This window comes from Streptomyces sp. NRRL S-31 (genome assembly GCF_000718775.1).
Taxonomy (GTDB): domain Bacteria; phylum Actinomycetota; class Actinomycetes; order Streptomycetales; family Streptomycetaceae; genus Streptomyces.
In genome coordinates, this window is sequence record NZ_JOCB01000043.1 from 37,333 (window position 1) to 61,152 (window position 23,820).

General features: G+C 73.1%; 24 protein-coding genes. 18 read left to right on the plus strand and 6 right to left on the minus strand.

Features of this window, described 5'->3' with window-relative positions; genetic code table 11:
- Nucleotides 1–169: 169 nt before the first annotated feature.
- The gene (dnaE, locus tag IF37_RS0118440; protein ID WP_030743558.1) at nt 170–3,709 is read left to right on the plus strand and encodes a DNA polymerase III subunit alpha; all 3,540 of its coding nucleotides are present in this window, start codon (nt 170–172) and stop codon (nt 3,707–3,709) included.
- 72 nt (nt 3,710–3,781) lie between these two features.
- On the opposite strand, the gene IF37_RS44965 is transcribed toward dnaE, so the two are convergent.
- Complete coding sequence (locus IF37_RS44965; protein ID WP_173456900.1) at nt 3,782–3,949, minus strand: hypothetical protein; 168 nt, start codon at nt 3,947–3,949, stop codon at nt 3,782–3,784.
- 223 nt (nt 3,950–4,172) lie between these two features.
- Here IF37_RS44965 and IF37_RS0118450 point away from each other — a divergent pair, with 223 nt between their 5' ends.
- From IF37_RS0118450 to IF37_RS0118465, 4 genes are all read left to right on the plus strand, one after another.
- Nucleotides 4,173–5,405: an NYN domain-containing protein gene (locus IF37_RS0118450; protein WP_030743560.1), complete on the plus strand. Its 1,233-nt coding sequence runs from the start codon at nt 4,173–4,175 to the stop codon at nt 5,403–5,405.
- A gap of 62 nt (nt 5,406–5,467) precedes the next feature.
- Entirely contained in the window at nt 5,468–6,478 is a 1,011-nt protein-coding gene (locus IF37_RS0118455; RefSeq protein WP_052845239.1) for an ABC transporter ATP-binding protein, read from the plus strand.
- A gap of 85 nt (nt 6,479–6,563) precedes the next feature.
- Entirely contained in the window at nt 6,564–7,385 is an 822-nt protein-coding gene (locus tag IF37_RS0118460) for an ABC transporter permease (RefSeq protein ID WP_030743567.1), read from the plus strand.
- Nucleotides 7,386–7,419: 34 nt separating this feature from the next.
- Nucleotides 7,420–8,064: an ATPase AAA gene (locus IF37_RS0118465; RefSeq protein WP_030743569.1), complete on the plus strand. Its 645-nt coding sequence runs from the start codon at nt 7,420–7,422 to the stop codon at nt 8,062–8,064.
- A gap of 239 nt (nt 8,065–8,303) precedes the next feature.
- Here the strand turns inward: IF37_RS0118465 and ybaK are convergent, their stop codons facing one another.
- From ybaK to IF37_RS0118485, 4 genes are all read right to left on the minus strand, one after another.
- Complete coding sequence (gene ybaK, locus IF37_RS0118470; protein ID WP_030743572.1) at nt 8,304–8,804, minus strand: Cys-tRNA(Pro) deacylase; 501 nt, start codon at nt 8,802–8,804, stop codon at nt 8,304–8,306.
- 22 nt (nt 8,805–8,826) lie between these two features.
- The gene (locus tag IF37_RS0118475) at nt 8,827–9,567 is read right to left on the minus strand and encodes an LON peptidase substrate-binding domain-containing protein (RefSeq protein WP_030743574.1); all 741 of its coding nucleotides are present in this window, start codon (nt 9,565–9,567) and stop codon (nt 8,827–8,829) included.
- Nucleotides 9,568–9,578: 11 nt separating this feature from the next.
- Nucleotides 9,579–10,631, minus strand: a complete 1,053-nt coding sequence (locus IF37_RS0118480; RefSeq protein WP_173456902.1) for a hypothetical protein — start codon at nt 10,629–10,631, stop codon at nt 9,579–9,581.
- Nucleotides 10,632–10,764: 133 nt separating this feature from the next.
- On the minus strand, nt 10,765–12,339 hold the full coding sequence (locus IF37_RS0118485; RefSeq protein ID WP_030743578.1) for an oxidoreductase: 1,575 nt from the start codon (nt 12,337–12,339) through the stop codon (nt 10,765–10,767).
- Nucleotides 12,340–12,542: 203 nt separating this feature from the next.
- On the opposite strand from IF37_RS0118485, the gene hisD reads away from it, so the two are divergent.
- The 9 genes from hisD to IF37_RS0118530 all read left to right on the plus strand — a co-directional run bounded on the left by hisD (nt 12,543) and on the right by IF37_RS0118530 (nt 19,855).
- Nucleotides 12,543–13,868: a histidinol dehydrogenase gene (gene hisD, locus IF37_RS0118490; protein WP_030743580.1), complete on the plus strand. Its 1,326-nt coding sequence runs from the start codon at nt 12,543–12,545 to the stop codon at nt 13,866–13,868.
- Complete coding sequence (locus tag IF37_RS0118495) at nt 13,865–14,971, plus strand: histidinol-phosphate transaminase (RefSeq protein WP_030743582.1); 1,107 nt, start codon at nt 13,865–13,867, stop codon at nt 14,969–14,971. The genes hisD and IF37_RS0118495 overlap by 4 nt, the downstream gene beginning before the upstream one ends.
- Complete coding sequence (gene hisB / locus IF37_RS0118500; protein WP_030743584.1) at nt 14,968–15,561, plus strand: imidazoleglycerol-phosphate dehydratase HisB; 594 nt, start codon at nt 14,968–14,970, stop codon at nt 15,559–15,561. Before IF37_RS0118495 ends, hisB begins: the two co-directional genes overlap by 4 nt.
- 4 nt (nt 15,562–15,565) lie before the next feature.
- Complete coding sequence (locus tag IF37_RS44970) at nt 15,566–15,730, plus strand: hypothetical protein (protein ID WP_030743588.1); 165 nt, start codon at nt 15,566–15,568, stop codon at nt 15,728–15,730.
- A complete protein-coding gene (gene hisH, locus IF37_RS0118510) occupies nt 15,727–16,374 on the plus strand; it encodes an imidazole glycerol phosphate synthase subunit HisH (protein ID WP_030743590.1) in 648 nt (215 codons plus the stop codon). The genes IF37_RS44970 and hisH overlap by 4 nt, the downstream gene beginning before the upstream one ends.
- Before the next feature lie 3 nt (nt 16,375–16,377).
- A complete protein-coding gene (gene priA, locus IF37_RS0118515) occupies nt 16,378–17,103 on the plus strand; it encodes a bifunctional 1-(5-phosphoribosyl)-5-((5-phosphoribosylamino)methylideneamino)imidazole-4-carboxamide isomerase/phosphoribosylanthranilate isomerase PriA (protein ID WP_030743592.1) in 726 nt (241 codons plus the stop codon).
- The gene (locus IF37_RS0118520; RefSeq protein ID WP_030743594.1) at nt 17,100–17,504 is read left to right on the plus strand and encodes a RidA family protein; all 405 of its coding nucleotides are present in this window, start codon (nt 17,100–17,102) and stop codon (nt 17,502–17,504) included. Before priA ends, IF37_RS0118520 begins: the two co-directional genes overlap by 4 nt.
- Nucleotides 17,501–18,256, plus strand: a complete 756-nt coding sequence (hisF, locus tag IF37_RS0118525; RefSeq protein WP_030743596.1) for an imidazole glycerol phosphate synthase subunit HisF — start codon at nt 17,501–17,503, stop codon at nt 18,254–18,256. The genes IF37_RS0118520 and hisF overlap by 4 nt, the downstream gene beginning before the upstream one ends.
- Nucleotides 18,257–18,604: 348 nt before the next feature.
- Entirely contained in the window at nt 18,605–19,855 is a 1,251-nt protein-coding gene (locus IF37_RS0118530; protein WP_030743598.1) for an MFS transporter, read from the plus strand.
- A gap of 19 nt (nt 19,856–19,874) precedes the next feature.
- Here the strand turns inward: IF37_RS0118530 and IF37_RS0118535 are convergent, their stop codons facing one another.
- Nucleotides 19,875–20,510: a TIGR03085 family metal-binding protein gene (locus tag IF37_RS0118535; RefSeq protein WP_030743600.1), complete on the minus strand. Its 636-nt coding sequence runs from the start codon at nt 20,508–20,510 to the stop codon at nt 19,875–19,877.
- Nucleotides 20,511–20,593: 83 nt separating this feature from the next.
- On the opposite strand from IF37_RS0118535, the gene hisI reads away from it, so the two are divergent.
- The 4 genes from hisI to IF37_RS0118555 all read left to right on the plus strand — a co-directional run bounded on the left by hisI (nt 20,594) and on the right by IF37_RS0118555 (nt 23,592).
- A complete protein-coding gene (gene hisI / locus IF37_RS0118540) occupies nt 20,594–20,995 on the plus strand; it encodes a phosphoribosyl-AMP cyclohydrolase (RefSeq protein ID WP_030743602.1) in 402 nt (133 codons plus the stop codon).
- An 11-nt stretch (nt 20,996–21,006) separates the two neighbouring features.
- Nucleotides 21,007–22,485, plus strand: a complete 1,479-nt coding sequence (locus tag IF37_RS0118545) for an anthranilate synthase component I (protein ID WP_030743604.1) — start codon at nt 21,007–21,009, stop codon at nt 22,483–22,485.
- 62 nt (nt 22,486–22,547) lie between these two features.
- Nucleotides 22,548–23,186: a TIGR02234 family membrane protein gene (locus IF37_RS0118550; protein ID WP_030743606.1), complete on the plus strand. Its 639-nt coding sequence runs from the start codon at nt 22,548–22,550 to the stop codon at nt 23,184–23,186.
- 148 nt (nt 23,187–23,334) lie between these two features.
- Nucleotides 23,335–23,592: an HGxxPAAW family protein gene (locus IF37_RS0118555; RefSeq protein WP_030743607.1), complete on the plus strand. Its 258-nt coding sequence runs from the start codon at nt 23,335–23,337 to the stop codon at nt 23,590–23,592.
- The last annotated feature ends 228 nt before the right edge of the window (nt 23,593–23,820 follow it).

Here is a 23,820-nt window from a genome sequence, read left to right on the forward strand (position 1 = left end):
GCTCGCGCCACCGGGGTCGTCCCGGGTGTCAGTGGCGAGGCATAGACTTCGACGCTGACCCCAGAAGTGTCCGCCGGCCCGGCCCGTCGACCGGTGCCCCACCCGTCACCCGACCGCCACCCTCGCCGAGGCGCCCAGCGCCGCGGTGTTCTCCCCGGAGGCCCAAACCGTGTCGAAGCCGCCCTTCACGCATCTGCACGTCCACACCCAGTACTCGCTGCTGGACGGTGCCGCGCGGCTGAAGGACATGTTCAACGCCTGCAACGAGATGGGCATGACGCACATCGCCATGTCCGACCACGGCAACCTCCACGGGGCGTACGACTTCTTCCACTCCGCGAAGAAGGCCGGAATCACCCCGATCATCGGGATCGAGGCGTATGTCGCCCCCGAGTCCCGGCGCAACAAGCGCAAGATCCTCTGGGGCCAGCCGCACCAGAAGCGGGACGACATCTCCGGTTCCGGTGGTTACACCCACAAGACGATGTGGGCCGTGAACCGGACCGGCCTGCACAACCTCTTCCGGCTCTCCTCCGACGCCTACGCCGAGGGCTGGCTCCAGAAGTGGCCCCGGATGGACAAGGAGACCATCGCGAAGTGGTCGGAGGGCATCGTCGCCTCCACCGGCTGCCCCTCCGGCGAGGTGCAGACCCGGCTGCGCCTCGGCCACTTCGACGAGGCCCTGAAGGCCGCCGCCGAGTACCAGGACATCTTCGGCAAGGACAAGTACTTCCTGGAGCTGATGGACCACGGCATCGAGATCGAGCGCCGGGTCCGCGACGGCCTGCTGGAGATCGGCCGGAAGCTCGGCATCCCCCCGCTGGTCACCAACGACTCGCACTACACGTACGCGCACGAGGCGGGCGCCCACGACGCGCTGCTGTGCATCCAGACCGGCAAGAACCTCTCCGACCCCGACCGCTTCAAGTTCGACGGCACCGGCTACTACCTGAAGTCCACGGACGAGATGTACGCCATCGACTCCTCGGACGCCTGGCAGGAGGGCTGCGCCAACACGCTGCTCGTCGCCGAGATGGTGGACACCACCGGGATGTTCGAGAAGCGCGACCTCATGCCCAAGTTCGACATCCCCGAGGGCTACACCGAGGTCACCTGGTTCAAGGAGGAGGTCCGCCGCGGCATGGAGCGCCGCTACCCGGGCGGCATCCCCGAGGACCGCCAGAAGCAGGCCGACTACGAGATGGACACCATCATCTCGATGGGCTTCCCCGGCTACTTCCTCGTCGTCGCCGACTTCATCATGTGGGCGAAGAAGCAGGGCATCGCCGTCGGCCCCGGCCGTGGCTCCGCGGCCGGCTCGATCGTCGCCTACGCCATGGGCATCACCGACCTCGACCCGATCCCGCACGGCCTGATCTTCGAGCGGTTCCTCAACCCCGAGCGCATCTCGATGCCCGACGTCGACATCGACTTCGACGAGCGCAGGCGCGTCGAGGTGATCCGGTACGTGACCGAGAAGTACGGCGCCGACAAGGTCGCGATGATCGGCACCTACGGCACGATCAAGGCCAAGAACGCGATCAAGGACTCCGCGCGCGTGCTGGGCTACCCGTACGCGATGGGCGACCGCATCACCAAGGCCATGCCCGCCGACGTCCTCGGCAAGGGCATCCCGCTGTCCGGCATCACCGATCCCGCCCACCCCCGCTACAGCGAGGCCGGCGAGGTCCGCGGGATGTACGAGAACGAGCCGGACGTCAAGAAGGTCATCGACACCGCGCGCGGCGTGGAGGGCCTGGTCCGGCAGATGGGCGTGCACGCCGCCGGCGTGATCATGTCCAGCGAGACCATCACGGAGCACGTCCCGGTCTGGGTCCGGCACACCGACGGCGTGACCATCACCCAGTGGGACTACCCGAGCTGTGAGTCGCTCGGCCTGCTGAAGATGGACTTCCTGGGCCTGCGCAACCTCACGATCATGGACGACGCGGTCAAGATGGTGAAGGCCAACAAGGGCCTCGACATCGACCTGCTGTCCCTGCCGCTGGACGACCCCACGACCTTCGACCTGCTCCAGCGCGGCGACACCCTCGGCGTCTTCCAGTTCGACGGCGGCCCCATGCGGTCCCTGCTCCGGCTGATGAAGCCGGACAACTTCGAAGACATCTCCGCCGTGTCGGCCCTGTACCGGCCGGGCCCGATGGGCATGAACTCCCACACGAACTACGCGCTGCGCAAGAACGGGCAGCAGGAGATCACGCCGATCCACCCGGAGCTGGAGGCGCCGCTCAAGGAGGTCCTGGACGTCACCTACGGCCTGATCGTCTACCAGGAGCAGGTGCAGAAGGCCGCCCAGATCATCGCGGGCTACTCGCTCGGCGAGGCCGACATCCTCCGCCGCGTCATGGGCAAGAAGAAGCCGGAGGAGCTGGAGAAGAACTTCGTCATCTTCCAGGCCGGCGCCCGCAAGAACAACTACAGCGACGAGGCGATCCAGGCGCTCTGGGACGTCCTGGTCCCGTTCGCCGGCTACGCGTTCAACAAGGCGCACTCGGCCGCGTACGGCCTGGTGTCGTACTGGACCGCGTACCTGAAGGCGAACCACCCCGCCGAGTACATGGCCGCCCTGCTGACCTCCGTCAAGGACGACAAGGACAAGTCGGCGGTCTACCTCAACGAGTGCCGCCGGATGGGCATCCGGGTGCTGCCGCCCAACGTGAACGAGTCGGAGGCGAACTTCGCCGCCCAGGGCGACGACGTGATCCTCTTCGGCCTCTCCGCCGTCCGCAACGTCGGCACCAACGTGGTCGAGTCGATCATCAAGTGCCGCAAGGCGAAGGGGAAGTACACCTCCTTCCCCGACTACCTCGACAAGGTCGAGGCCGTGGTCTGCAACAAGCGCACCACCGAATCGCTGATCAAGGCCGGTGCCTTCGACTCGATGGGCCACACCCGCAAGGGCCTGACGGCGCAGTACGAGCCGATGATCGACAACGTGGTCGCGGTCAAGCGCAAGGAGGCCGAGGGCCAGTTCGACCTCTTCGGCGGGATGGGCGAGGAGACCAGCAGCGAGCCCGGCTTCGGACTCGACGTGCAGTTCGCGGACGACGAGTGGGACAAGACCTATCTGCTCGCCCAGGAGCGGGAGATGCTCGGTCTGTACGTCTCCGACCACCCGCTGTTCGGTCTGGAGCACGTGCTGTCCGACAAGGCGGACGCGGGCATCGCCCAGCTCACCGGCGGCGAGCACGCCGACGGCGCGGTGGTCACCATCGGCGGCATCATCTCCGGCCTCCAGCGCAAGATGACCAAGCAGGGCAACGCCTGGGCGATCGCCACCGTCGAGGACCTCGCCGGCTCCATCGAGTGCATGTTCTTCCCGGCCACCTACCAGCTGGTGTCGACCCAACTCGTCGAGGACGCCGTGGTCTTCGTCAAGGGCCGCCTCGACAAGCGGGAGGACGTGCCCCGGCTCGTCGCCATGGAGCTGATGGTCCCCGACCTGTCCAACGCGGGCACCAACGCGCCCGTGGTGCTCACCATCCCGGCGCTGAAGGTGACCCCGCCGATGGTCAGCCGCCTCGGCGAGATCCTCAGCCACCACAAGGGCGACAGCGAGGTCCGGATCAGGCTCCAGGGCCCGCGCAAGACCACCGTGCTGCGCCTGGACCGGCACCGGGTCAAGCCCGACCCGGCCCTGTTCGGTGATCTGAAGGTGCTCCTCGGCCCGTCCTGCCTGGCCGGCTGAGACCCGTACGGCATGAAGGGGCGCACCCCAGGCGGGTGCGCCCCTCGTGTGTACCGGGCTTCAACTGCCCTTTTAGTTGTGGCCGAAGCTCTTCTGCTTCTTACGAGCAACATCCGCGGGGCTGCCCGAGATCTGCGACACCGGCGACTCGTGCTCCTCCGCCGGAGGCCGCTGCGCGTGCTCGGTCTGCTGCGCGCGGTTCTGCGGGCCGGCCTGCTTGCGGTTCTTGTTCTTGGCCATGGTTCTGCCTCCTGTGGGGGATCTAGGGGCCAGGGCCGGGACCAGATTCACATATGCCGACATCAGGCGCATGTCGGATAATTACCGTGTGTGACAGGGCAGGTGGGCGGCCCGGAACCGGAAACGCCACGCCGAAGATCGAGTTCCGGCCGTTAACCCCCGCGCGGTCGGGCAGACTCGAAGGAAGTCCGAAGCAAAACCTCCCGGGAAGAGGGTGAGTCGCGTGGACCGCTGCATCGTCCTGGTGGACGCCGGGTACCTGCTGGGCGCCGCCGCCAGCCTCCTCGCCGGCGAGCCCTCGCGGTCCCGGATCACCGTCGACCACACCGCGCTGATCCAGGCCCTGCGGGAACGCGCGGAGTCCGAGACCGAGCGCCCGCTGCTGCGCATCTACTGGTTCGACGGCGCACCCGACCGTGTTCCCCAGCCGGAGCACCGCCGGCTGCGCGTGATGCCCCGGGTCACCGTCCGGCTCGGCGCCCTCACCCGCAGCGACGGGCGCTGGGCGCAGAAGGGCGTCGACGCCGCCATGCACGCCGAGCTGACCGAGCTGGCCCGCAACCGCGCCTGCTCCGACATCGTCCTGGTCACCGGTGACGGCGATCTGCTGCCCGGCATGATGGCCGCCAAGGAGCACGGCGTCGCCGTCCACCTCTGGGCCGTCCAGGCCGCCGACGGCGACTACAACCAGTCCGAGGACCTGGTCGCCGAGGCCGACGAGCGGCGCGTGCTGGACCGCGCCTGGATCACCCAGGCCGTCCGCGCCAAGGAGCTGACCGGGGTCTGCCCCCCGCCGCCCGCGCCCCGCCCCGAGATCGCCGCGATCCTCTCCGCGCCGCTGCCCGAGTCCGCGCTCACCGCGACCGCCGAGCGGTCCGCCGAACGGCCCGCGCACCCGCCGGCCGCGTCGGCGGAGAACGGCGCCGCGGAGCGGGTCCCCGCCCCGAAGGGCGTCCCCACCCCCAAGGACCTGGCCGCGCTGCGCGCCCCCGGCACTCCCTCGGGCACCCCCTCCGTGCAGCAGCCGGCGACCGCGACCCTGCGCTGGTCCTCCGACAAGGGCTGGGTCGACCGGCCCGGCGCGGTGTCCGAGTCGCCCGAGGTCGCCGCGATGCCGACGCTGGCCCAGCTCACCACCGCCGAACAGCGGTGGGCCGACCGCGAGGAGGACATCACCACCGTCGGCGGCGACCCGTACGAGGTGGGGCAGGTCTTCGCCCGCCGCTGGATGTCCCGGCTCGGCGACCAGGGCCATCTCCAGCGGCTGTCGCACATGTATCCGCGCATCCCGCACCGCATCGACGGCGAGCTGCTGCGGTACGCGGCGCGGTTCGGGCTGCTCGCGCACAAGGACGACCAGATCGACGAGCACGACCGTTACGCCATTCGGGCGGGGTTCTGGCGGGAGTTCGACGTTCCGGCGGCGGCCGAGCAGCCCGCGCCCGCCGCCGACTGACCTCCCGGGGCCGCCCCCAAAGGCGAGTAAAGCCCCCCGACCCCGTACTCTCGTCCCTTGTGATGACGCGCGCGGCACAGGCACTTCGGTACGACGAGGTCGTACGCGTGCGCGGGCTCGGGAAGACCTACCCGGCCGTCAAGGGCCGCCGGGGCACGCCGGCCACCCCCGAGGTGCGGGCCACCGACGGGGTGGAGCTGGACGTGCGGCGCGGCGAGGTCTTCGGGCTGCTCGGCCCCAACGGCGCCGGCAAGTCCACCCTCGTGCGGCAGCTCACCGGGCTGCTGCGGCCGGATACGGGCAGCGTCGAGATACTCGGCCACGACATCGTGCGGCACCCCGAGCGGGCCGCCCGGCTCCTCGCCTATCTGGGCCAGGAGTCCTCGGCCCTGGACGAGCTGACCGTCTCCCTCGCCGCCGAGACCACCGGACGCCTGCGCGGCCTGGACGCGACGACCGCGCGGGCCGAGCGCGACGCCGTCCTGGAGGAGCTGGGGCTGACCCCGATCGCCGGACGCGCGCTGAAGAAGCTGTCCGGGGGGCAGCGGCGGCTCGCCTGCTTCGCCGCCGCCCTCGTCGGCGAGCGCCCGCTGCTCGTGCTGGACGAGCCGACCACCGGCATGGACCCGGTGGCCCGGCGCGCGGTGTGGGCGGCCGTGGACCGGCGGCGGGCCGAGCGCGGTACGACGGTGCTGCTGGTCACCCACAACGTCATCGAGGCCGAGACGGTCCTGGACCGGGTCGCCGTGCTCGACCAGGGCCGGGTCATCGCCTGCGACAGCCCCGCCGGGCTCAAGGCCCAGGTCGCCGGCGAGGTGCGGGTGGAGCTGGTGTGGCGGGAGCGGGCACCGCTGGAGGTGCCCGAGGTGGCCGTGCTGCGCGAGCGGGCGGTGGAGTCCGGGCGGCGCTGGACGCTCCGGCTCGCGCCCGAGGAGGCCCGTGCCGTCGTCGCCACCGTGACCGGCGGCACCGCCTTCGCCGCCCTGGACGACTTCACGCTCGCCACGCCCAGCCTGGAGGACGTGTACCTGGCGCTGGGCGGGGCGGCCCGGCAGGGACTGGTGCGGGCGTGAGCGGGCGGACCGTGGCCGGCGCGGGGCTCCGCGCGAATGGCGTGGGGGTCCGCGCGACTGCCGTAGGGAAGAGGAGCAGCTCGTCGTGAGTGTCGTACCCGCCGAGGTCGTGCCGGGCGGCGCCCGGGCCGTGCCGGAGACGGCGCCCCGCGCGGCCGAGCTCGGACCGCCCGCGCGGCTGTGGCCGTCTCTGGCGGCCGTCTACCGGGCGCAGCTGTCCCGGGCCCGGGTGGCGCGCATCCCGCTGCTGTTCGTGGCGACCTTCCAGTCCGTCGGCATCACCGTGATGATGCGCGGGGTGGTCGACAGCGGCCCCGAGGCCCAGTCCGTGGTGGCCGGGTCGTCCGTGCTGGTCGTCGCGTACGTGGCGCTGAACCTGCTGTCGCAGTACTTCGGGCAGCTGCGGGCCAGCGGCGGACTCGACCACTACGCCACGCTGCCGGTGCCGCCGGCGGCCGTGGTGCTGGGCGCGGCGGCGGCGTACGCCTCCTTCACCGTGCCGGGGACCTTGGTGACCGCGCTCTTCGGGTGTGCGCTCTTCGGGCTGCCGCTGGCCAACCTGTGGATCCTGGTGGCCGTCATCCCGCTCGCCGGGGCCGCGCTGGCCGGGCTGGGCGCCGCCTGCGGGCTGCTCGCGCCCCGGCCGGAGCTGGCCACGCTGCTCGGGCAGCTGGGCATGTCGGCGGCGCTGCTGCTGGGCGTGCTGCCGGCCGACCGGATGCCGGAGATCGTCCGGCTGGCCCGTGATCTGCTGCCCTCCACCTACGGCGTGGAGGCGTACGCGCGGACCTTCGGGCCGCACCCCGACTGGGCCGTCGTCCTCGCTGACCTGGGGGTGTGCGCGGGGGTCGGAGTCGTCTCGCTGGCCGTGGCCACCCGGGCCTACCGCAGGGCCGCCGTCCGGTGACGCGGCGCACGGCGCGACCTGGCACGATGGCAGGGTGACCGCACCGTTGACTCCGCCACCGCCGCCGCACGACGACTCCCCGAACGAGGTCTGGCAGGCTTCGCCGCCGGCCGGGGCACCCGCCGGGAGCGAGTACGAACAGGACGGTCCCGGGATGCGGACGGAAGTGCGGGAGGCCGCCGTGATCACGGTGGCGGTGGCGCTCGGCGGGGTGCTGCTGGGGCTGCTGTGGTGGTGGCTGGCACCGCACGTACCGCTGGTCGGCGACGAGATCGACAAGAACTGGGTCGTGTACCTGAAGGACACCGAGGGGGAGCAGGCGGTCGGGGCCGACGGAACGTTCACCCTGCTGGGGCTCGGGTTCGGAGTCGTCAGCGCGGTCGTCGTCTTCCTGCTGCGCCGGCGCGGGGGAGTGCCGCTGGCGGTGGCGCTCGGTGTTGGGAGCCTGCTCGGGTCCCTGCTGGCCTGGCGGCTCGGCGTGTGGCTCGGACCGGACTCCGACGTACTCGCGCACGCGCAGGCCGTGGGCAAGGGGGTGTCGTTCGCGGCGCCGCTGAAGCTGTCGGCGAAGGGCGCGCTGCTGGCGTGGCCGCTCGCCGCGCTCCTCGCCCACCTGGGCCTCACGGCCCTGTTCGGCCCCCGCGACCCCGAACCGCGCTACGACACCCCGGTCGACTGACCTTCGCCGCCCCGGTCACCTGGTGCCTGCCGGGTGCCGGTATCGCCTCCGTGCTCCGGCCGGGGACACCGGTCCCGTCCCGGCGGCTCTGGCCGCCGGGACGGCGGCACGGTCACGGGCGGCCCCTGTGCACCGGACGCCCGCTCGGTCGACGGCGGCCCCGGTGCGCCGGTTCCGGTCCGGCGGCCCCGCGGGGGAGGCGTCGGCCCCGTCCCTAGGGCGGTCGGCGCGGTCCCGGGTCAGGGCCGGCCGATGGGGGCCAGTACCGCGTCCGTCAGATCGGCCAGGGTCGCCGGGGCGAGTTCCACCTCCAGCCCCCGCCGGCCGGCCGAGACGCAGATCGTGGGGTGGGCGCGGGCCGAGTCGTCGAGGACCGTCGTGAGCTTCTTGCGCTGGCCCAGCGGAGAGATGCCGCCGCGGACGTAGCCCGTGGTGCGCTCGGCGAGGGCCGGGTCGGCCATGGCCGCCCGCTTGCCGCCCACCGCCGCCGCCAGGGCCTTCAGGTCCAGCGAGCCGGCCACCGGGACCACGCCGACCACCAGGGAGCCGTCCACGTCGGCCACCAGGGTCTTGAAGACGCGGTCGGGCGGGACGCCCATCGCCTCCGCCGCCTCCTCGCCGTAGGACGGGTGGGACGGGTCGTGGTCGTAGGCGTGGACGGTGAAGTCCGCGCCCGCCGCCGTCAGGGCCACCGTGGCGGGCGTCCCCGCGGACTGCTGCTTCTTCGGCTTCTTCGCCATCGGGAGTGCGGTTCTCCTCGGTTCAGTTCAGGCTGGTCGGCGTCCGCGTCAGCTCGAACGCGGGCAGCGACGGCAGGGTGCGGATGATGGCCGTCTCCGCGCGCAGCAGGTTCAGCTCGTCCCGCAGCCGGGACGCGGTGTCCGGCGCCTGGAGCAGGCGCTGCTTGGTCGGTGTGTCGTGCACCATCGCGGCGGCCACTAGGTACGACACCACGCTCGGGTCGTCCGGCAGTTCCGTGCCACCGGACAGCGAACGTTCGCGGGCGCCCGCCAGGCGCTTCTGGTACCGGCGGAAGGACCGCAGGACGTCCTCGGCGAGCGCGCCGGCCTCGTCCCCGGGCTCCTCCGCCAGCTCTTCGAGTTCGGCGGTGAGGAACGGCCCCGAGGCGTCCACGGACAGCAGCCGCACCCGGGTCGTACCGGTCGTCAGCACCTCGAACGTGCCGTCGGGCCGCTCCCGGACGGTCGCCGCGTCCGCCACACACCCCACCGCGTGGAGGGCCTTGAGCGGATCGGGGCCGAAGCCGGCGGCCGGACCGCGCTCGGGCCGTGCCGTGGGATCCGGCATGCCCGGGGCGCTCGGCGCGACCTCCAGGCCGTCGCGGATGGCCACGACGGCGAACCGGCGCGGTTCGTCCTCGGGGGTCTTCAGCAAGTCGCGCATCATGGCGCGATAACGCTCCTCGAAGACGTTCAGCGGCAGCACGAGCCCCGGGAACAGCACCGAGTTCAGCGGAAACAGCGGGAGACGGACGGTGGTCACGGCGCCCCAGCCTAGTGGTCGGCGGCGCGAACGTGTCCGCCGTGGCCGCCGGGAGGCTCCGGCGGCCAGCCCAGCAGCCCGGCCGGAGCGGGTCCGGGGGCTCCCGACTCCAGGTGTTCGCGCAGCCGCAGGAAGTGGCCGAGCGGGTCGTCGGAGCACCGGTCCCAGGGGAACGACGTGGCGTACGGGCCGATCAGGGCCAGCTGGGCGCGGGCGTCCTCCCGGCGGTCCAGCCGCAGCAGCACGTACAGCAGTTTGTTGCGCAGCTCGGCGGGCCACGGGTCGGCCGCCGGGAGGCGCCCGGACAGGGCGATCGCCCGGTCGGCCGCCTCGTCCAGCCGGGACCGCGGCACCTTCGGGCCGCACCCGTCGGTCAGGTAGCCGAAGGCCGCCCGGGCGGGCAGCGCCTGGACCAGGGAGTCGGCCGGGGCGTCCTGGGCGGCCCGGTCGGCGAAGTCGAAGCACTCGCGGTGGGAGCCGTGCCAGGAGTCGGCCAGGTAGCGCAGCGCGGCCACATGGCAGCCGTAGTGGTGCGGGGCGCGCCGCACGGCCGCCTCCCACAGCTCCTCGAAGTAGCGGTGGCCGGCCCGTGAGCCGCGCGCGTGGTCGAGCGCGATCCGCCAGGGCACCGGGTCGCGGTCCTCGGCCCGGGCGGCGGCGGTGATCAGCGGGCTCACCTCGCGCAGCAGCTCGGTCCGGGCCGGCGAGGGCCAGGCGCGGTCCACCGCCAGCTGGGCCGCGACCAGCAGCACCCCGGGGTCGTCCGGGGCGGTGGCGCGCCACTGGTCGAACCACTCGGGGCGGGAGCGGGCGAAGGCGGCCAGACGCCGCGCGTACCGGTCCCGGTGCTCCCACTCGGCCGCGGCGCGGGTGACGGCGAGCAGCCCGGCCGCGACGGCGTACTCGCCCCGGCCGGCCGCGACGAGGGCGGGCGAGAGACGGTCGTCGGGCGCGTCGAGCACGGCCTCGTCGCCGGCCGGCGGCCGGCCGGCCGGGCGGGTGAGGCGTTTGGCCGTCCGCGGGGGGCGGATGAACGAGGGCAGCAGAGCCATGGTGTCGACCATTGAAAGTCCGCAGGCCGGGGCGGCGCCAGAGGTCCCGGGCAAGTCGTGGAAAGTTGCACGGCCGACGGTCAAGGGCCGGTAAAGGGTGAATGTGCGTCTTGTGGGGGAGTGGTGAGAGTGGTGGGTGTGTGCGTCAGTTGCGCCGCAGCAGCCGGGTCGCGCCCGCCGCCACCGTCGTCGCCAGGATCCAGCCGAGCAGGATCATCACCGCCGCCAGCCACTGCCAGCCGCCGCGCAGCTGCCACTGGCCGACCTGGCCCAGGTCGATCACCGGCAGCAGCAGGTCCAGCGTGAACAGCGCCGGGTTCCAGGCCGGGTGTCCGGAGTCCACCGGGGGGTGGTCCGCGTGCGCGAACGCGAGCGTGCCCGCCGCCCACAGCACCGCCATCCACACCGCGGCCCGGCCCGGACGGTAGCCGTAGGCCACCGTCCAGTCCTGCGCGAACCCCCACACCTTCGCGGCCGGCGGCAGCGTCTCGCGGCGCCGGCGCTGCTTGGCGAGCAGCACCTCGCGCGCGTCCTCGTCCTCCCCGGCGGCGCGCAGCACCGCGGCCAGCCGCTCGTACGGCTCCGGGGCGTACTCGGCGGTGGCCGCGGCCACCCAGTCCAGGCGCCGGGTCAGCGGGAAGGGGCCCTGCGGCACCAGGTTCTCGTAGCTGAACCCGCCCATGTGCAGCCGGCCCGCGTCCGGCCAGCTGCTCGCCCGGTCCACCAGCGTGGTGATCCGCGCCCCGGACAGCACCACCTTGCCGTGCTCCGGCCGGTCCCCGAGGAAGCGCAGCTCCGGCGCCTGCACCCGGCGCAGCGACAGCTCCTGGTCCTCGGAGAGGACGAACCGGGCCCGTTCCAGGTCGACGGCGTCCCCGAACCGCCCGTCGTCCAGCCGCACCCCGCCCCGGCACTCGAACCGCTGGATGCGCGTCCCGCGCGCGGGGGTGGTGCCGCTCAGCGCGGGGCTGCCCACGCCGGCCGGGGTCAGGTACAGGGTGCGCTCGACCGTGAGCTGGGGGGCGTTCAGGGCGAAGCGCGAGTAGGGGTTGGCGAGCTTCGCGCCGCGCAGGCTGAGCGAGACGCCGACCTGGGCGCCGCGCAGGCTCAGCTCGCCGTGCGACTCCAGCAGCTCCGCCTGGAGGTCCTGGCCGACGGTCATGCCGTCCGCCGCGATCGACCGGCCCAGCCGGTCCCGGTGCGCGACCGCCTGGTTGAGCAGCAGGTCGGTGCCGATGTGCGCGTCCGTCAGCCGGATGCCGTACCGGAACCGGCAGCGGGGCAGGTGCAGGTCACCCTCCGTCTGCACCCGGGCCGCCTCCAGCCGCGGCACCGCGCAGTCCGCCAGGCGCACGGTGGTGAACCGGGCCTCCGGCAGCCGGATCTCCTGGTCGAAGCGGCAGCCGGTCAGCTCCACGTACGGCGTGACCTGGCCGCCCGACAGGTCCACCACCCCGGTGATCCGCACACCGACGAGTTTCAGCGAGGACACCCGGCCGGCCAATGCCGGCGGCCCGTCCAGCAGCAGCCAGCAGACGGTCCGGGCGCGCACGGTCCGCTCCGGCCCCCACGGATGTCCGCCGTGCGGATCGTCCACGGCGGCGTCGCCGCTGCTCAGGTCGTACACACTGCCGTTGCGGAAGGCCTGCCACATGCCCGCCTCGGTCGCGGTCAGGTCGTCCGGCAGGTCCCCGGTACGGGTGCCGGCCACCTCGGTCACCGTCTCCCTCCTCTCCGTCCGAACCTTTTCGTACAGCCGTTCATGTACAGCCGTTCATGCCCGCTGCGTGACCTCCGGAACACACCACGTGAAGGTGATCTTCCGGTCTCGGCCAGCCTCTGTACCAGGCATTGACCCACGTTCTGTATCAGCCATTGATACGCGCGGACGGCTCCCGACGGCGATCTGAGAGAATTGGGACTGTGATTTCCCGAATCGATCTGCGCGGCGACGCCCTCCCCGAGGGCCCCGCCCTGCGCGACCTGCTGCCCCGAGCCGACTTCGACGTCTCGGCCGCCCTGGAGAAGGTGCGTCCGATCTGCGAGGCCGTGCATCATCGGGGCGACGCGGCGCTGATCGACTTCGCCGAGAAGTTCGACGGAGTACGGCTGGAAAACGTCCGTGTCCCGGCCCAGGCGCTCACCGACGCGCTCGCCGCTCTCGACCCCGCGGTCCGCGCCGCCCTGGAGGAGTCCATCCGCCGGGCTCGGCTGGTCCACCGCGCGCAGCGCCGTACCGCCCACACCACCCAGGTGGTGCCCGGCGGCTCGGTGACCGAGAAGTGGGTGCCGGTCGAGCGCGTCGGTCTGTACGCGCCCGGCGGCCGCTCGGTCTACCCCTCCTCCGTCGTCATGAACGTGGTGCCCGCGCAGGAGGCCGGCGTCGAGTCCATCGCGCTCGCCTCCCCGGCGCAGGCGGAGTTCGGCGGTCTGCCGCACCCGACGATCCTCGCCGCCTGCGCCCTGCTCGGCGTGGACGAGGTGTACGCCGCGGGCGGCGCCACCGCCGTCGCGATGTTCGCCTACGGCACCGAGTCCTGCCCGCCCGCCGTGATGGTCACCGGCCCGGGCAACATCTGGGTCGCCGCCGCCAAGCGCTACTTCACCGGCCGGATCGGCATCGACGCCGAGGCCGGCCCGACCGAGATCGCGATCCTGGCGGACGCCACCGCCGACCCGGTGCACGTGGCCGCGGACCTGATCAGCCAGGCCGAGCACGACCCGCTCGCCGCGGCCGTGCTGGTCACCGACTCCACCGAGCTGGCGGACGCGGTGGAGAAGGAGCTGGAGCCGCAGGTCGCCGCCACCCGGCACATCGACGACCGGATCGTGCCCGCCCTGAAGGGCAGGCAGTCCGCCATCGTCCTGGTGGACGGCGTCGAGGAGGGCCTGCGGGTGGTCGACGCCTACGGCGCCGAGCACCTGGAGATCCAGACCGCCGAGGCCGCCGCGGTGGCCGACCGGGTGCGGAACGCCGGCGCGATCTTCATCGGCCCCTGGGCCCCCGTCTCGCTCGGCGACTACGCGGCCGGGTCCAACCACGTGCTGCCCACCGGCGGCTGCGCCTGCCACTCCTCGGGCCTGTCCGTGCAGTCCTTCCTGCGCGGCATCCACATCGTCGACTACACGAAGGACGCGCTCGCCGAGGTCGCCCACCACGTGGTGACGCTGGCGGAGGCGGAGGACCTGCCGGCGCACGGCGCCGCGGTCAAGGCGAGGTTCGGCTGGAAGGTACCGACGGGCAAGTGACCGGCATCGACGATCTCCCCGTACGGGACGAGCTGCGCGGCAAGTCCCCCTACGGCGCGCCCCAGCTGGACGTCCCCGTACGGCTGAACACCAACGAGAACCCCTACCCGCTGCCCGAGCCGCTGGTCGAGCGGATCGCGGAGCGGGTCCGCCGGGCCGCCCGCGACCTGAACCGCTACCCGGACCGGGACGCGGTCCAGCTCCGCACCGAGCTGGCCGGGTACCTGACGCGGACCGGCGGACACCCGCTCGGCATGGCGAACGTGTGGGCCGCCAACGGCTCCAACGAGGTCATCCAGCAACTGCTCCAGACCTTCGGCGGACCGGGCCGCACGGCGATGGGCTTCGAGCCCTCGTACTCGATGCACGCGCTCATCGCGCGCGGCACCGGCACCGGCTGGATCCCCGGCCCGCGCGCCGCGGACTTCACCATCGACCGGGACGCCGCCGCCCGGGCCATCGCCGAGCACCGGCCCGACGTCGTCTTCATCACCACCCCCAACAACCCCACCGGCAACGCGGTCCCGCCGGAGACGGTCCTCGCGCTGTACGAGGCGGCGCAGGCGGCCAAGCCGTCCATGGTGATCGTGGACGAGGCGTACGTCGAGTTCAGCCACGGCCGCTCGCTGCTGCCGCTGCTGGCGGGCCGCCCGCACCTGGTCGTCTCCCGGACGATGTCGAAGGCGTTCGGCGCGGCGGGCCTGCGCCTGGGCTACCTCGCCGCCGACCCGGCGGTCGTGGACGCCGTCCAGCTCGTCCGGCTGCCCTACCACCTGTCGGCGATCACCCAGGCGACCGCCCTGGCCGCGCTGGAGCACACCGACACGCTGCTGGGCTACGTCGAGCAGCTCAAGGCGGAGCGGGACCGGCTGGTCGCCGAGCTGCGCGCCATCGGCTACGAGGTCACGGAGTCCGACGCGAACTTCGTGCAGTTCGGACGGTTCGACGACGCCCACCGGGCGTGGCGGCGCATCCTCGACCGGGGTGTGCTGGTCCGGGACAACGGCGTACCGGGGTGGCTGCGGGTGTCCGCCGGCACCCCGGAGGAGAACGACGCGTTCCTCGACGCGGTCCGTGAGTTGAAGAAGGAGCAGGGTTCATGAGCCGCGTTGGACGCGTGGAGCGCACCACCAAGGAGACCTCGGTACTGGTCGAGATAGACCTCGACGGCACCGGCCGGACCGACATCGCCACCGGTGTCGGCTTCTACGACCACATGCTCGACCAGCTCGGCCGGCACGGTCTGTTCGACCTGACCGTGAAGACCGACGGCGACCTGCACATCGACTCCCACCACACCATCGAGGACACCGCCCTCGCGCTCGGCGCCGCCTTCAAGCAGGCGCTCGGCGACAAGGTGGGCATCTACCGCTTCGGCAACTGCACGGTCCCGCTGGACGAATCCCTCGCCCAGGTCACCGTCGACCTCTCCGGCCGCCCCTACCTGGTGCACACCGAGCCGGAGAAGATGGCGCCGATGATCGGCGAGTACGACACGACGATGACCCGGCACATCCTGGAGTCCTTCGTCGCCCAGGCGCAGATCGCGCTGCACGTGCACGTGCCGTACGGGCGCAACGCGCACCACATCGTGGAGTGCCAGTTCAAGGCGCTGGCCCGGGCGCTCAGGTACGCGTCGGAGCGCGACCCGCGCGCGGCCGGCATCCTCCCGTCGACGAAGGGCGCGCTGTAACCCCATGAACGGTCTGTCGACCCTCCTGATCGTCGTCGGCCTCTTCCTGGTCGGCGGCATCATCTCCTTCGTCAAGCAGAAGATGCCCGGCAGCCTGATCGTGCTGCTGTCGATCGCCGCGGGCCTGTGCCTGGTGGCGGGTGTCATGCGGCTGGAGGTGTGGAATTGAGCGGTCAGAAGTCCAAGAAGGTCGTCGTCTTCGACTACGGCTTCGGCAACGTCCGGTCCGCCGAGCGGGCCCTCGCCCGCGTGGGCGCCGACGTGGAGATCACCCGTGACTTCGACCGGGCGATGAACGCCGACGGCCTGCTGGTGCCGGGCGTCGGCGCCTTCGCCGCCTGTATGCGGGGCCTGCGCGCCGCGCGGGGCGACTGGGTCGTGGACCGCAGGCTGTCCGGCGGCCGCCCGGTCATGGGCATCTGCGTCGGCATGCAGATCCTCTTCGCGCGCGGCGTCGAGCACGGCGTGGAGGCCGAGGGCCTGGACGAGTGGCCCGGCACGGTCGAACCGCTCCAGGCCGACGTGGTGCCCCACATGGGCTGGAACACCGTGGACGCGCCGGCCGGCTCGCAGCTGTTCGCCGGCCTGGACGCCGACGCCCGCTTCTACTTCGTGCACTCCTACGCCGTCCACGACTGGCGGCTGGAGACCCACAACCCGCTGATCGAGGCTCCCCGGGTCACCTGGACGACGCACGGCAAGCCGTTCGTGGCCGCCGTGGAGAACGGCGCCCTGTGGGCCACCCAGTTCCACCCCGAGAAGTCCGGCGACGCCGGCGCCCAGCTCCTCACCAACTGGATCGGAACCCTGTAGACCATGGCCAAGCTCGAACTCCTCCCCGCCGTCGACGTCCGCGACGGCCAGGCCGTCCGCCTCGTGCACGGCGAGTCCGGGACCGAGACGTCGTACGGCTCCCCGCTGGAGGCCGCCCTCGCCTGGCAGCGTTCCGGCGCCGAGTGGCTGCACCTGGTCGACCTGGACGCGGCCTTCGGCACGGGCGACAACCGCGAGCTGATCGCCGAGGTCGCGAAGGCGATGGACATCAAGGTGGAGCTGTCCGGCGGCATCCGGGACGACGACACCCTGGCCGCCGCCCTCGCCACCGGCTGCACCCGCGTCAACCTCGGCACGGCCGCCCTGGAGACTCCGGAGTGGGTCGCCAAGGTCATCGCCGAGCACGGCGACAAGATCGCCGTCGGCCTGGACGTGCGGGGCACCACCCTGCGCGGCCGCGGCTGGACCCGGGACGGCGGCGACCTGTACGAGACGCTGGCACGCCTCGACAAGGAGGGCTGCGCCCGCTACGTCGTCACCGACATCGCCAAGGACGGCACGCTCCAGGGCCCCAACCTGGAGCTGCTGAGGAACGTGTGCGCGGCGACCGACCGCCCGGTGGTCGCCTCCGGCGGCGTCTCCTCCCTGGACGACCTGCGCGCCCTCGCCGGTCTGGTCCCGCTGGGTGTCGAGGGCGCCATCGTCGGGAAGGCGCTGTACGCGAAGGCGTTCACCCTGGAAGAGGCCTTGGAGGCTGTGTCGTCATGACGTCCCGAGCCGTGCGGCGCGTGCAGAGCGGAAGTCCCTGGGAAGAGTCCTTCGGTTTCGCCCGCGCCGTGGCGGCGGGCGACCGAGTGCTGGTGGCGGGCACCACGTCCTTCCGGGGCGATGTGCTGTACGGCGAGGGCGACCCCTACGAACAGGCCAAGGTGGCCTTCACCGGCGCGGTCGAGGCGATCGGCGAGTTCGGGCTCGATATCGGGTCCGTGATCCGGACGCGGATGTACCTGACCCATGTGCGGGACGTGGACGCGGTGGGCCGCGCCCACAAGGAGCTGTTCGACGACGTCCGCCCGGCCTCGACCCTGCTGGTCGTGGAGGGCTTCGTCGACCCGCGCATCCTGGTCGAAGTAGAGCTAGAGGCATACAGAGGAGCCGTGGATTCATGACCCTGGCGGTCCGAGTCATCCCCTGCCTGGACGTGGACAACGGCCGGGTCGTCAAGGGCGTCAACTTCCAGAACCTGCGCGACGCGGGCGACCCCGTCGAGATGGCCAAGGTGTACGACGCCGAGGGCGCCGACGAACTGACGTTCCTGGACATCACCGCCTCCTCCGGCGACCGGGAGACGACCTACGACGTGGTGCGCCGCACCGCCGAGCAGGTGTTCATCCCGCTGACGGTCGGCGGCGGCGTCCGCACGGCCGAGGACGTGGACAAGCTGCTGCGGGCGGGCGCCGACAAGGTGGGCGTGAACACCGCCGCGATCGCGCGCCCCGACCTGATCCGCGAGATCGCCGAGCGCTTCGGCCGTCAGGTCCTGGTCCTGTCGGTGGACGCGCGCCGCACCGGGTCGGGGACCTTCGAGGTCACCACCCACGGCGGCCGGCGCGGCACCGGCATCGACGCGGTGGAGTGGGCGCACCGGGCGGCGGAGCTGGGCGCGGGGGAGATCCTGCTGAACTCCATGGACGCGGACGGCACGAAGGACGGCTACGACCTGGAGATGATCGCGGCCGTCCGCAGGCACGTGACCGTCCCGGTGATCGCCTCCGGCGGCGCCGGCAAGCTCGCCGACTTCCCCCCGGCCGTCGCGGCGGGCGCGGACGCGGTGCTGGCCGCGTCGGTGTTCCACTTCGGCGACCTGCGGATCACCGAGGTGAAGGAGACGCTGCGCGGGGCGGGCCACCCGGTCCGGTGACACCCCGCTGACCCCGGCCCCGGCCACCGCACGCGGCCGGGGCTGCCCCGTGCCCCGGCACGGCGGGTGGACGAGGCGGTGCCCCCTGGTCGGCTGCCCCCGCGCAAGCCGGCCCGGCACGGACTCGTGGAGGAGGCGGAACCGCGCGGCACCGACGCCGGGAGCGGTGGCGGCAGCCGGCGTCCGACGGCGTCCCGGTCCGGGACCGGTCAGGCCGCCCTCTTCGGCGCGGTCGGTTCTCCGGCGCCGAGCCGCAGCAGGGACCCGGAGCGGCGACACCGAAGGGCGTGAGCACGTCGCGCTGCATGTGTACGGCTTCCCCGTTCCGCTTCTGAGAGGACCCCTCCCGTGACCGCCACGCTCGTACCGCCGGCGGCCGCCCAGGCCCACCGCGACCCCAACGTCCTGCGCTGGCTCGGTGCCTACACCTCCTCGATGCTCGGCGACAACGTCTACTACCTCGCCCTGTCCTGGGCCGCCGCCCAGGCCGGCACCCCCGCCGAGGCCGGGCTCGTGATGTCCGCGAGCGCCCTGCCCAGGGCCGTGCTGATGCTCGGCGGAGGCGTGATGGCCGACCGGTTCGGCCCGCGCCGGGTCGTCGTCGGCAGCGACGCCGTGCGCTGCGCCGCCGTCCTCGCCGTGGCCGCCCTGCTGTTCCTCACCAGCCCCGGACTGTGGCCGCTGGCCCTGCTCGCGCTGGTCTTCGGCACCGTGGACGCCGTCTTCATGCCGGCCGTGGGCGCGCTGCCCGCCCGGATCACCGGGAAGGACCAGCTGGCCCGAGTGCAGGGCCTGCGCGGCCTCGCCATCCGCTGCGCGAGCGTCGTGGGCGCCCCGCTCGGCGGCCTCGGCGTGGCCCTCGGCGGCGCCCCGGCCGCCTTCGCCCTCGCCGGCCTGCTGATCGCGCTGTCGCTGCCGCTGCTGCTGTCGGTCCGGATCCGCGACCTGCCCACCGACACCGGCGGCCCCGCCGGGTCCCCCCGAGCGGACACCGCCTGGAGCGAGCTGAAGGGCGGACTCCGCTACGTCCGGCGGCACCGGGTGCTCGGGCCGCTGATGCTCGCCATCGCCCTCGGTGACCTGGGCTTCGTCGGACCGCTGAACGTCGGGCTGACCCTGCTCGCCGACCGGCGCGGCTGGGGCGCCGCCGGAATGGGATGGGTGCTGGCCGGGTTCGGCGTCGGCGCGGGCGCCGCCTCGCTGCTCCTGGCGGCCCGCGGCCGGGTGCCGCGCGCCGGACTGGTCGCCGGGTGCGCGTGCGCCGCCGGCTCCGTCGCCGTGGCGTCCCTCGCCTTCGTACCGGCGCTGGCCGCCGCCGTCGGCACGGCCGTGCTCGTCGGCCTGCTCACCGGGCTCAGCGGCGCGCTCTGCGGGGCGTTCCTCCAGACCCGGGCCGACCCCGCCTACCTGGGCCGCGTCACCGCCGTCTCCGGCCTCGTCAGCCTCGGCCTCACCCCGCTGAGCATGCCCTTCGCCGCCGCCGCGATCGGCGCCTTCGGACTCGGCCCGGTCTACGCCGTCAGCGCCGCCGTCTGCGGACTCGGCGGGGTCGTCATCCTCGCCGTACCGGCCCTGCGCCACGCCGAACTCCCCGGTTGACGGCCCGCGAGGGGCCCGCTCAGATACCCAGCCGCCGGGAGTCGTGCAGCTTCGTGATCGCGTCCGCGTCCCCGTCCAGCTCCACCCGCGCCGCGCTCTGCCGTCCGAACGCGAACATCAGCAGCTCCGACGGCTCACCGGTCACCGTGACCACCGGCGTGCCCCGGTGCGCCACCGCCGTCTGGCCGTCCGGGCGGCGCAGCACCAGCCCCGTCGGCACGCCCCGGCCCATCAGCCGCGCGGTCCGCTCCAGCCGGGACCACAGCGTGTCCTGGAAGACCGGGTCCAGCTCGCGCGGGGTCCACTCCGGCTGGGCGCGGCGCACGTCCTCCGTGTGGACGTAGAACTCGACGATGTTGGCCGCCTCGTCGATCTGCTTGAGCCGGAAGGGCGACAACCGCGGCGGACCGGTACGGATCAGCCGGATCAGCTCCTCGTACGACTTCGCGGTGTACTCGGCCATCACCTTCTCCAGGCGTGGCGCGAGCTGCTTGATCAGCGTGCCGCCGGCCGCGTCCGGGCGGCGCTCGCGCACGATCACGTGCGCGGCCAGGTCCCGGGTCAGCCAGCCCTCGCAGAGCGTCTCGGCGTCCGGGCCGACGGTCTCCAGGAGGTCGGCGAGCAGCAGCCGTTCACGCTTGGCGAAGGTCGACATGCTGTCAGCCTACGACCAGGTGATCGGTCCGCCCAGTGGACGGGGGCCGGACCGGGCCCGCGCGGCGCGGCACAATGGCAGCCATGACCAGTACGACCGGCACACCCCGGCCCAGCAGCCTCGACCCGGACATCGCCGCGCGGCTGAAGCGCAGCTCCGACGGGCTCGTCCCCGCCATCGCCCAGCAGTACGACACCGGCGAGGTGCTCATGCTCGGCTGGATGGACGACGAGGCGCTGCACCGCACGCTGACCACGGGACGCTGCACCTACTGGTCGCGCAGCCGCCGGGAGTACTGGGTCAAGGGCGACACCTCCGGCCACTTCCAGTGGGTGAAGTCGGTCGCGCTGGACTGCGACGCCGACACGCTGCTGGTCAAGGTCGACCAGGTGGGCGCCGCCTGCCACACCGGCGCGCGCACCTGCTTCGACGCGGACGTGCTGCTGACGGAGACGGACGCCGCCACCGCGGCGTCCGGTCGGTGAGGCCGGCCGCCATGGACCTTGAGACCTTCCGCGGGCTGGCCGCCGACCGGCGCGTCATCCCGGTCACGCGCAAGCTCCTCGCCGACGGCGACACGCCGGTCGCGCTCTACCGCAAGCTCGCCGCCGAACGCCCCGGCACCTTCCTGCTGGAGTCCGCGGAGAACGGCCGGTCCTGGTCCCGGTACTCCTTCGTCGGGGTCCGCAGCGCCGCCACGCTCACCGCGCGCGACGGACAGGCCCACTGGATCGGCACCCCGCCCGTCGGCGTCCCCACCGACGGCGACCCCCTCGCCGCCCTGCGCGCCACCCTGGAGACCCTGCACACCCCGCACCAGGAGGGCCTGCCGCCGTTCACCGGCGGCATGGTCGGCTACCTGGGCTACGACATCGTCCGCCGGCTGGAGAAGATCGGCCCCGGCGAGCAGGACGACCTCCGGCTGCCCGAGCTGACCATGCTGCTCACCAGCGACCTCGCCGTCATGGACCACTGGGAGGGCTCGGTCCTGCTGATCGCCAACGCGATCAACCACAACGACCTCGACACGGGCGTCGACGAGGCGTACGCGGACGCCGTGGCCCGGCTCGACGCCATGGAGGCCGACCTCACGCGCGCGGTCGCCCAGCCCCCGGCCGTCCTGCCGCCCTCCGAACTGCCCGAGTACACCGCCCGGTGGGGCGGCCCCGACTTCCAGCGGGCCGTCGAGGACGTCAAGGAGCGCATCCGCGCGGGCGAGGCCTTCCAGGTGGTGCCCTCCCAGCGCTTCGAGACGCCCTGCACCGCCGGCGCCCTGGACGTCTACCGGGTCCTGCGGGCCACGAACCCCTCGCCCTACATGTACCTCTTCCGCTTCGAGGGCTTCGACGTCGTCGGCTCCTCCCCGGAAGCGCTGGTGAAGGTGGAGGACGGGCGCGCGATGGTGCACCCCATCGCAGGCACCCGGCACCGCGGGGCCACCCCGCAGGAGGACCAGGCCCTCGCCGAGGAACTGCTCGCCGACCCCAAGGAGCGCGCCGAGCACCTGATGCTGGTCGACCTCGGGCGCAACGACCTCGGCCGGGTCTGCGAGCCCGGCTCGGTCGAGGTGGTCGACTTCATGTCCGTCGAGCGCTACTCGCACGTGATGCACATCGTCTCCACCGTCACCGGCCGGGTGGCCCCGGGCCGCACGGCCTTCGACGTGCTCACCGCGTGCTTCCCGGCGGGCACCCTCTCCGGCGCGCCCAAGCCCCGCGCCATGCAGATCATCGACGAACTGGAGCCGTCCCGGCGCGGCCTGTACGGCGGCTGCGTCGGCTACCTGGACTTCGCCGGCGACTCCGACACCGCCATCGCCATCCGGACCGCGCTGCTCCGCGACGGCACCGCCTACGTCCAGGCCGGCGCGGGCGTCGTCGCCGACTCCGACCCGGTCGCCGAGGACCAGGAGTGCCGCAACAAGGCCGCGGCGGTGCTGCGGGCGGTGCACACGGCGAACCGCCTGGGGCGATAGGGCGCTTCTCACGCCCCCGATCGGAACCCCGGGTGACGGTTGGCCCGGGGTCCTAGGCGATAGTGGAGTACGTGACTGCCGCACCCCACTCCCGTTCCGAAGCCGCCGCACCCGCCCGGTCCGGCCGGCGCAGCCTCGCCGTCGCCCTGCTGTTCGGCGCGCTCGGCGCGGCCGTGGTGCTGCTCGCGACCCGGCAGCGCTGGGCGGAGGGCACCGCGACGGTGGCCGGCGGCGCGTTCCCGCTGACCGCCAAGGGCAGTGACGTCACGGGCGTCCCCGCGGCCCTCGCCATAGTGGGCCTCGCCGCGCTCGTCGCCGTCTTCGCCGTCCGCAGGGCCGGCCGCCTCGCCGTCTCCGGGCTGCTCGCGCTGTCCGGCGCCGGGATCGTCGCCGGGGCCCTGGCGACCGCCTCCGACAGCTCCGCGCTGGACGAACAGGCCGCCAAGGCCAGCGGTGACACCTCCGCCACGGTCGACGCGCTCACCCACACCGGCTGGCCCTACGTCGCCGCGGCCGGCGGGGTGCTGATCCTGCTCGCCGGACTGCTCGCCCTGCGCTACGGCGCCCGGTGGCCCGCGATGTCCGGCCGCTACGAACGCGGCACCGCCCGCCCGCGGCGCGCGGCCCGTCCGGCCGACCCGGAGCGGCCCGAGGAGATCTGGAAGGCCCTGGACCGGGGCGAGGACCCGACGGGCGCCTGAACCGCCGGCCGCGCCCGGCCGGACCGGGACGAACCGGATGTGGTGAACCAGACGCCACCCCCGCGTCCGGCACGCGCACGCGTACGGGACAATGGACGAAGAGCGTACGACGCCCATCAGGAACGTACACAGCAACGAGGAGCAAGTCATGGCGGGCAGCAGCCACGGTCACACCCCGGCCGCCTGGACCGGTGTCATCATCGCCTTCATCGGTTTCTGCGTCGCGGGCGCCTTCATGGTGATGGCCCAGCCCGTCGGCTTCTGGGCCGGTATGGCGATCGTGATCCTCGGCGGCGTGGTCGGCGTCATCATGCGCGCCATGGGCCTCGGCCAGCCGAAGGAGTCGGGTCCGCTGCCGCTCATGGCTCCCGCGGCGACCCGCGAGCCGGTGGCCGCCGAGGGCTGAGCCCCCGGTTCTCCCACGAGGGCGGTCCGGCACCCGGAAGGGTGCGGGCCGCCTTTTCGCGTGGTGCGGGACCGGACCGCCCTCCCGCCCCGCGCGGGGACGAGCGCCCCGCCCCCCGCGCCCCCCGGGGAGCCGGTGGCCGCCGAGGGCTGAGCCCCCGGTTCTCCCACGAGGGCGGTCCGGCACCCGGAAGGGTGCGGGCCGCCTTTTCGCGTGGTGCGGGACCGG

Excerpts from the sequence above, each read along its gene's own strand:
- IF37_RS44965 (WP_173456900.1), bottom strand. The coding sequence starts at position 3,949 with ATGGCCAAGAACAAGAACCGCAAGCAGGCCGGCCCGCAGAACCGCGCG.
- IF37_RS0118455 (WP_052845239.1), top strand. The coding sequence starts at position 5,468 with ATGACGCGCGCGGCACAGGCACTTCGGTACGACGAGGTCGTACGCGTG.
- ybaK (WP_030743572.1), bottom strand. The coding sequence starts at position 8,804 with ATGGCGAAGAAGCCGAAGAAGCAGCAGTCCGCGGGGACGCCCGCCACG.
- IF37_RS0118480 (WP_173456902.1), bottom strand. The coding sequence starts at position 10,631 with ATGGTCGACACCATGGCTCTGCTGCCCTCGTTCATCCGCCCCCCGCGG.
- hisB (WP_030743584.1), top strand. The coding sequence starts at position 14,968 with ATGAGCCGCGTTGGACGCGTGGAGCGCACCACCAAGGAGACCTCGGTA.
- IF37_RS44970 (WP_030743588.1), top strand. The coding sequence starts at position 15,566 with ATGAACGGTCTGTCGACCCTCCTGATCGTCGTCGGCCTCTTCCTGGTC.
- priA (WP_030743592.1), top strand. The coding sequence starts at position 16,378 with ATGGCCAAGCTCGAACTCCTCCCCGCCGTCGACGTCCGCGACGGCCAG.
- IF37_RS0118520 (WP_030743594.1), top strand. The coding sequence starts at position 17,100 with ATGACGTCCCGAGCCGTGCGGCGCGTGCAGAGCGGAAGTCCCTGGGAA.
- hisF (WP_030743596.1), top strand. The coding sequence starts at position 17,501 with ATGACCCTGGCGGTCCGAGTCATCCCCTGCCTGGACGTGGACAACGGC.
- IF37_RS0118535 (WP_030743600.1), bottom strand. The coding sequence starts at position 20,510 with ATGTCGACCTTCGCCAAGCGTGAACGGCTGCTGCTCGCCGACCTCCTG.
- hisI (WP_030743602.1), top strand. The coding sequence starts at position 20,594 with ATGACCAGTACGACCGGCACACCCCGGCCCAGCAGCCTCGACCCGGAC.
- IF37_RS0118545 (WP_030743604.1), top strand. The coding sequence starts at position 21,007 with ATGGACCTTGAGACCTTCCGCGGGCTGGCCGCCGACCGGCGCGTCATC.
- IF37_RS0118555 (WP_030743607.1), top strand. The coding sequence starts at position 23,335 with ATGGCGGGCAGCAGCCACGGTCACACCCCGGCCGCCTGGACCGGTGTC.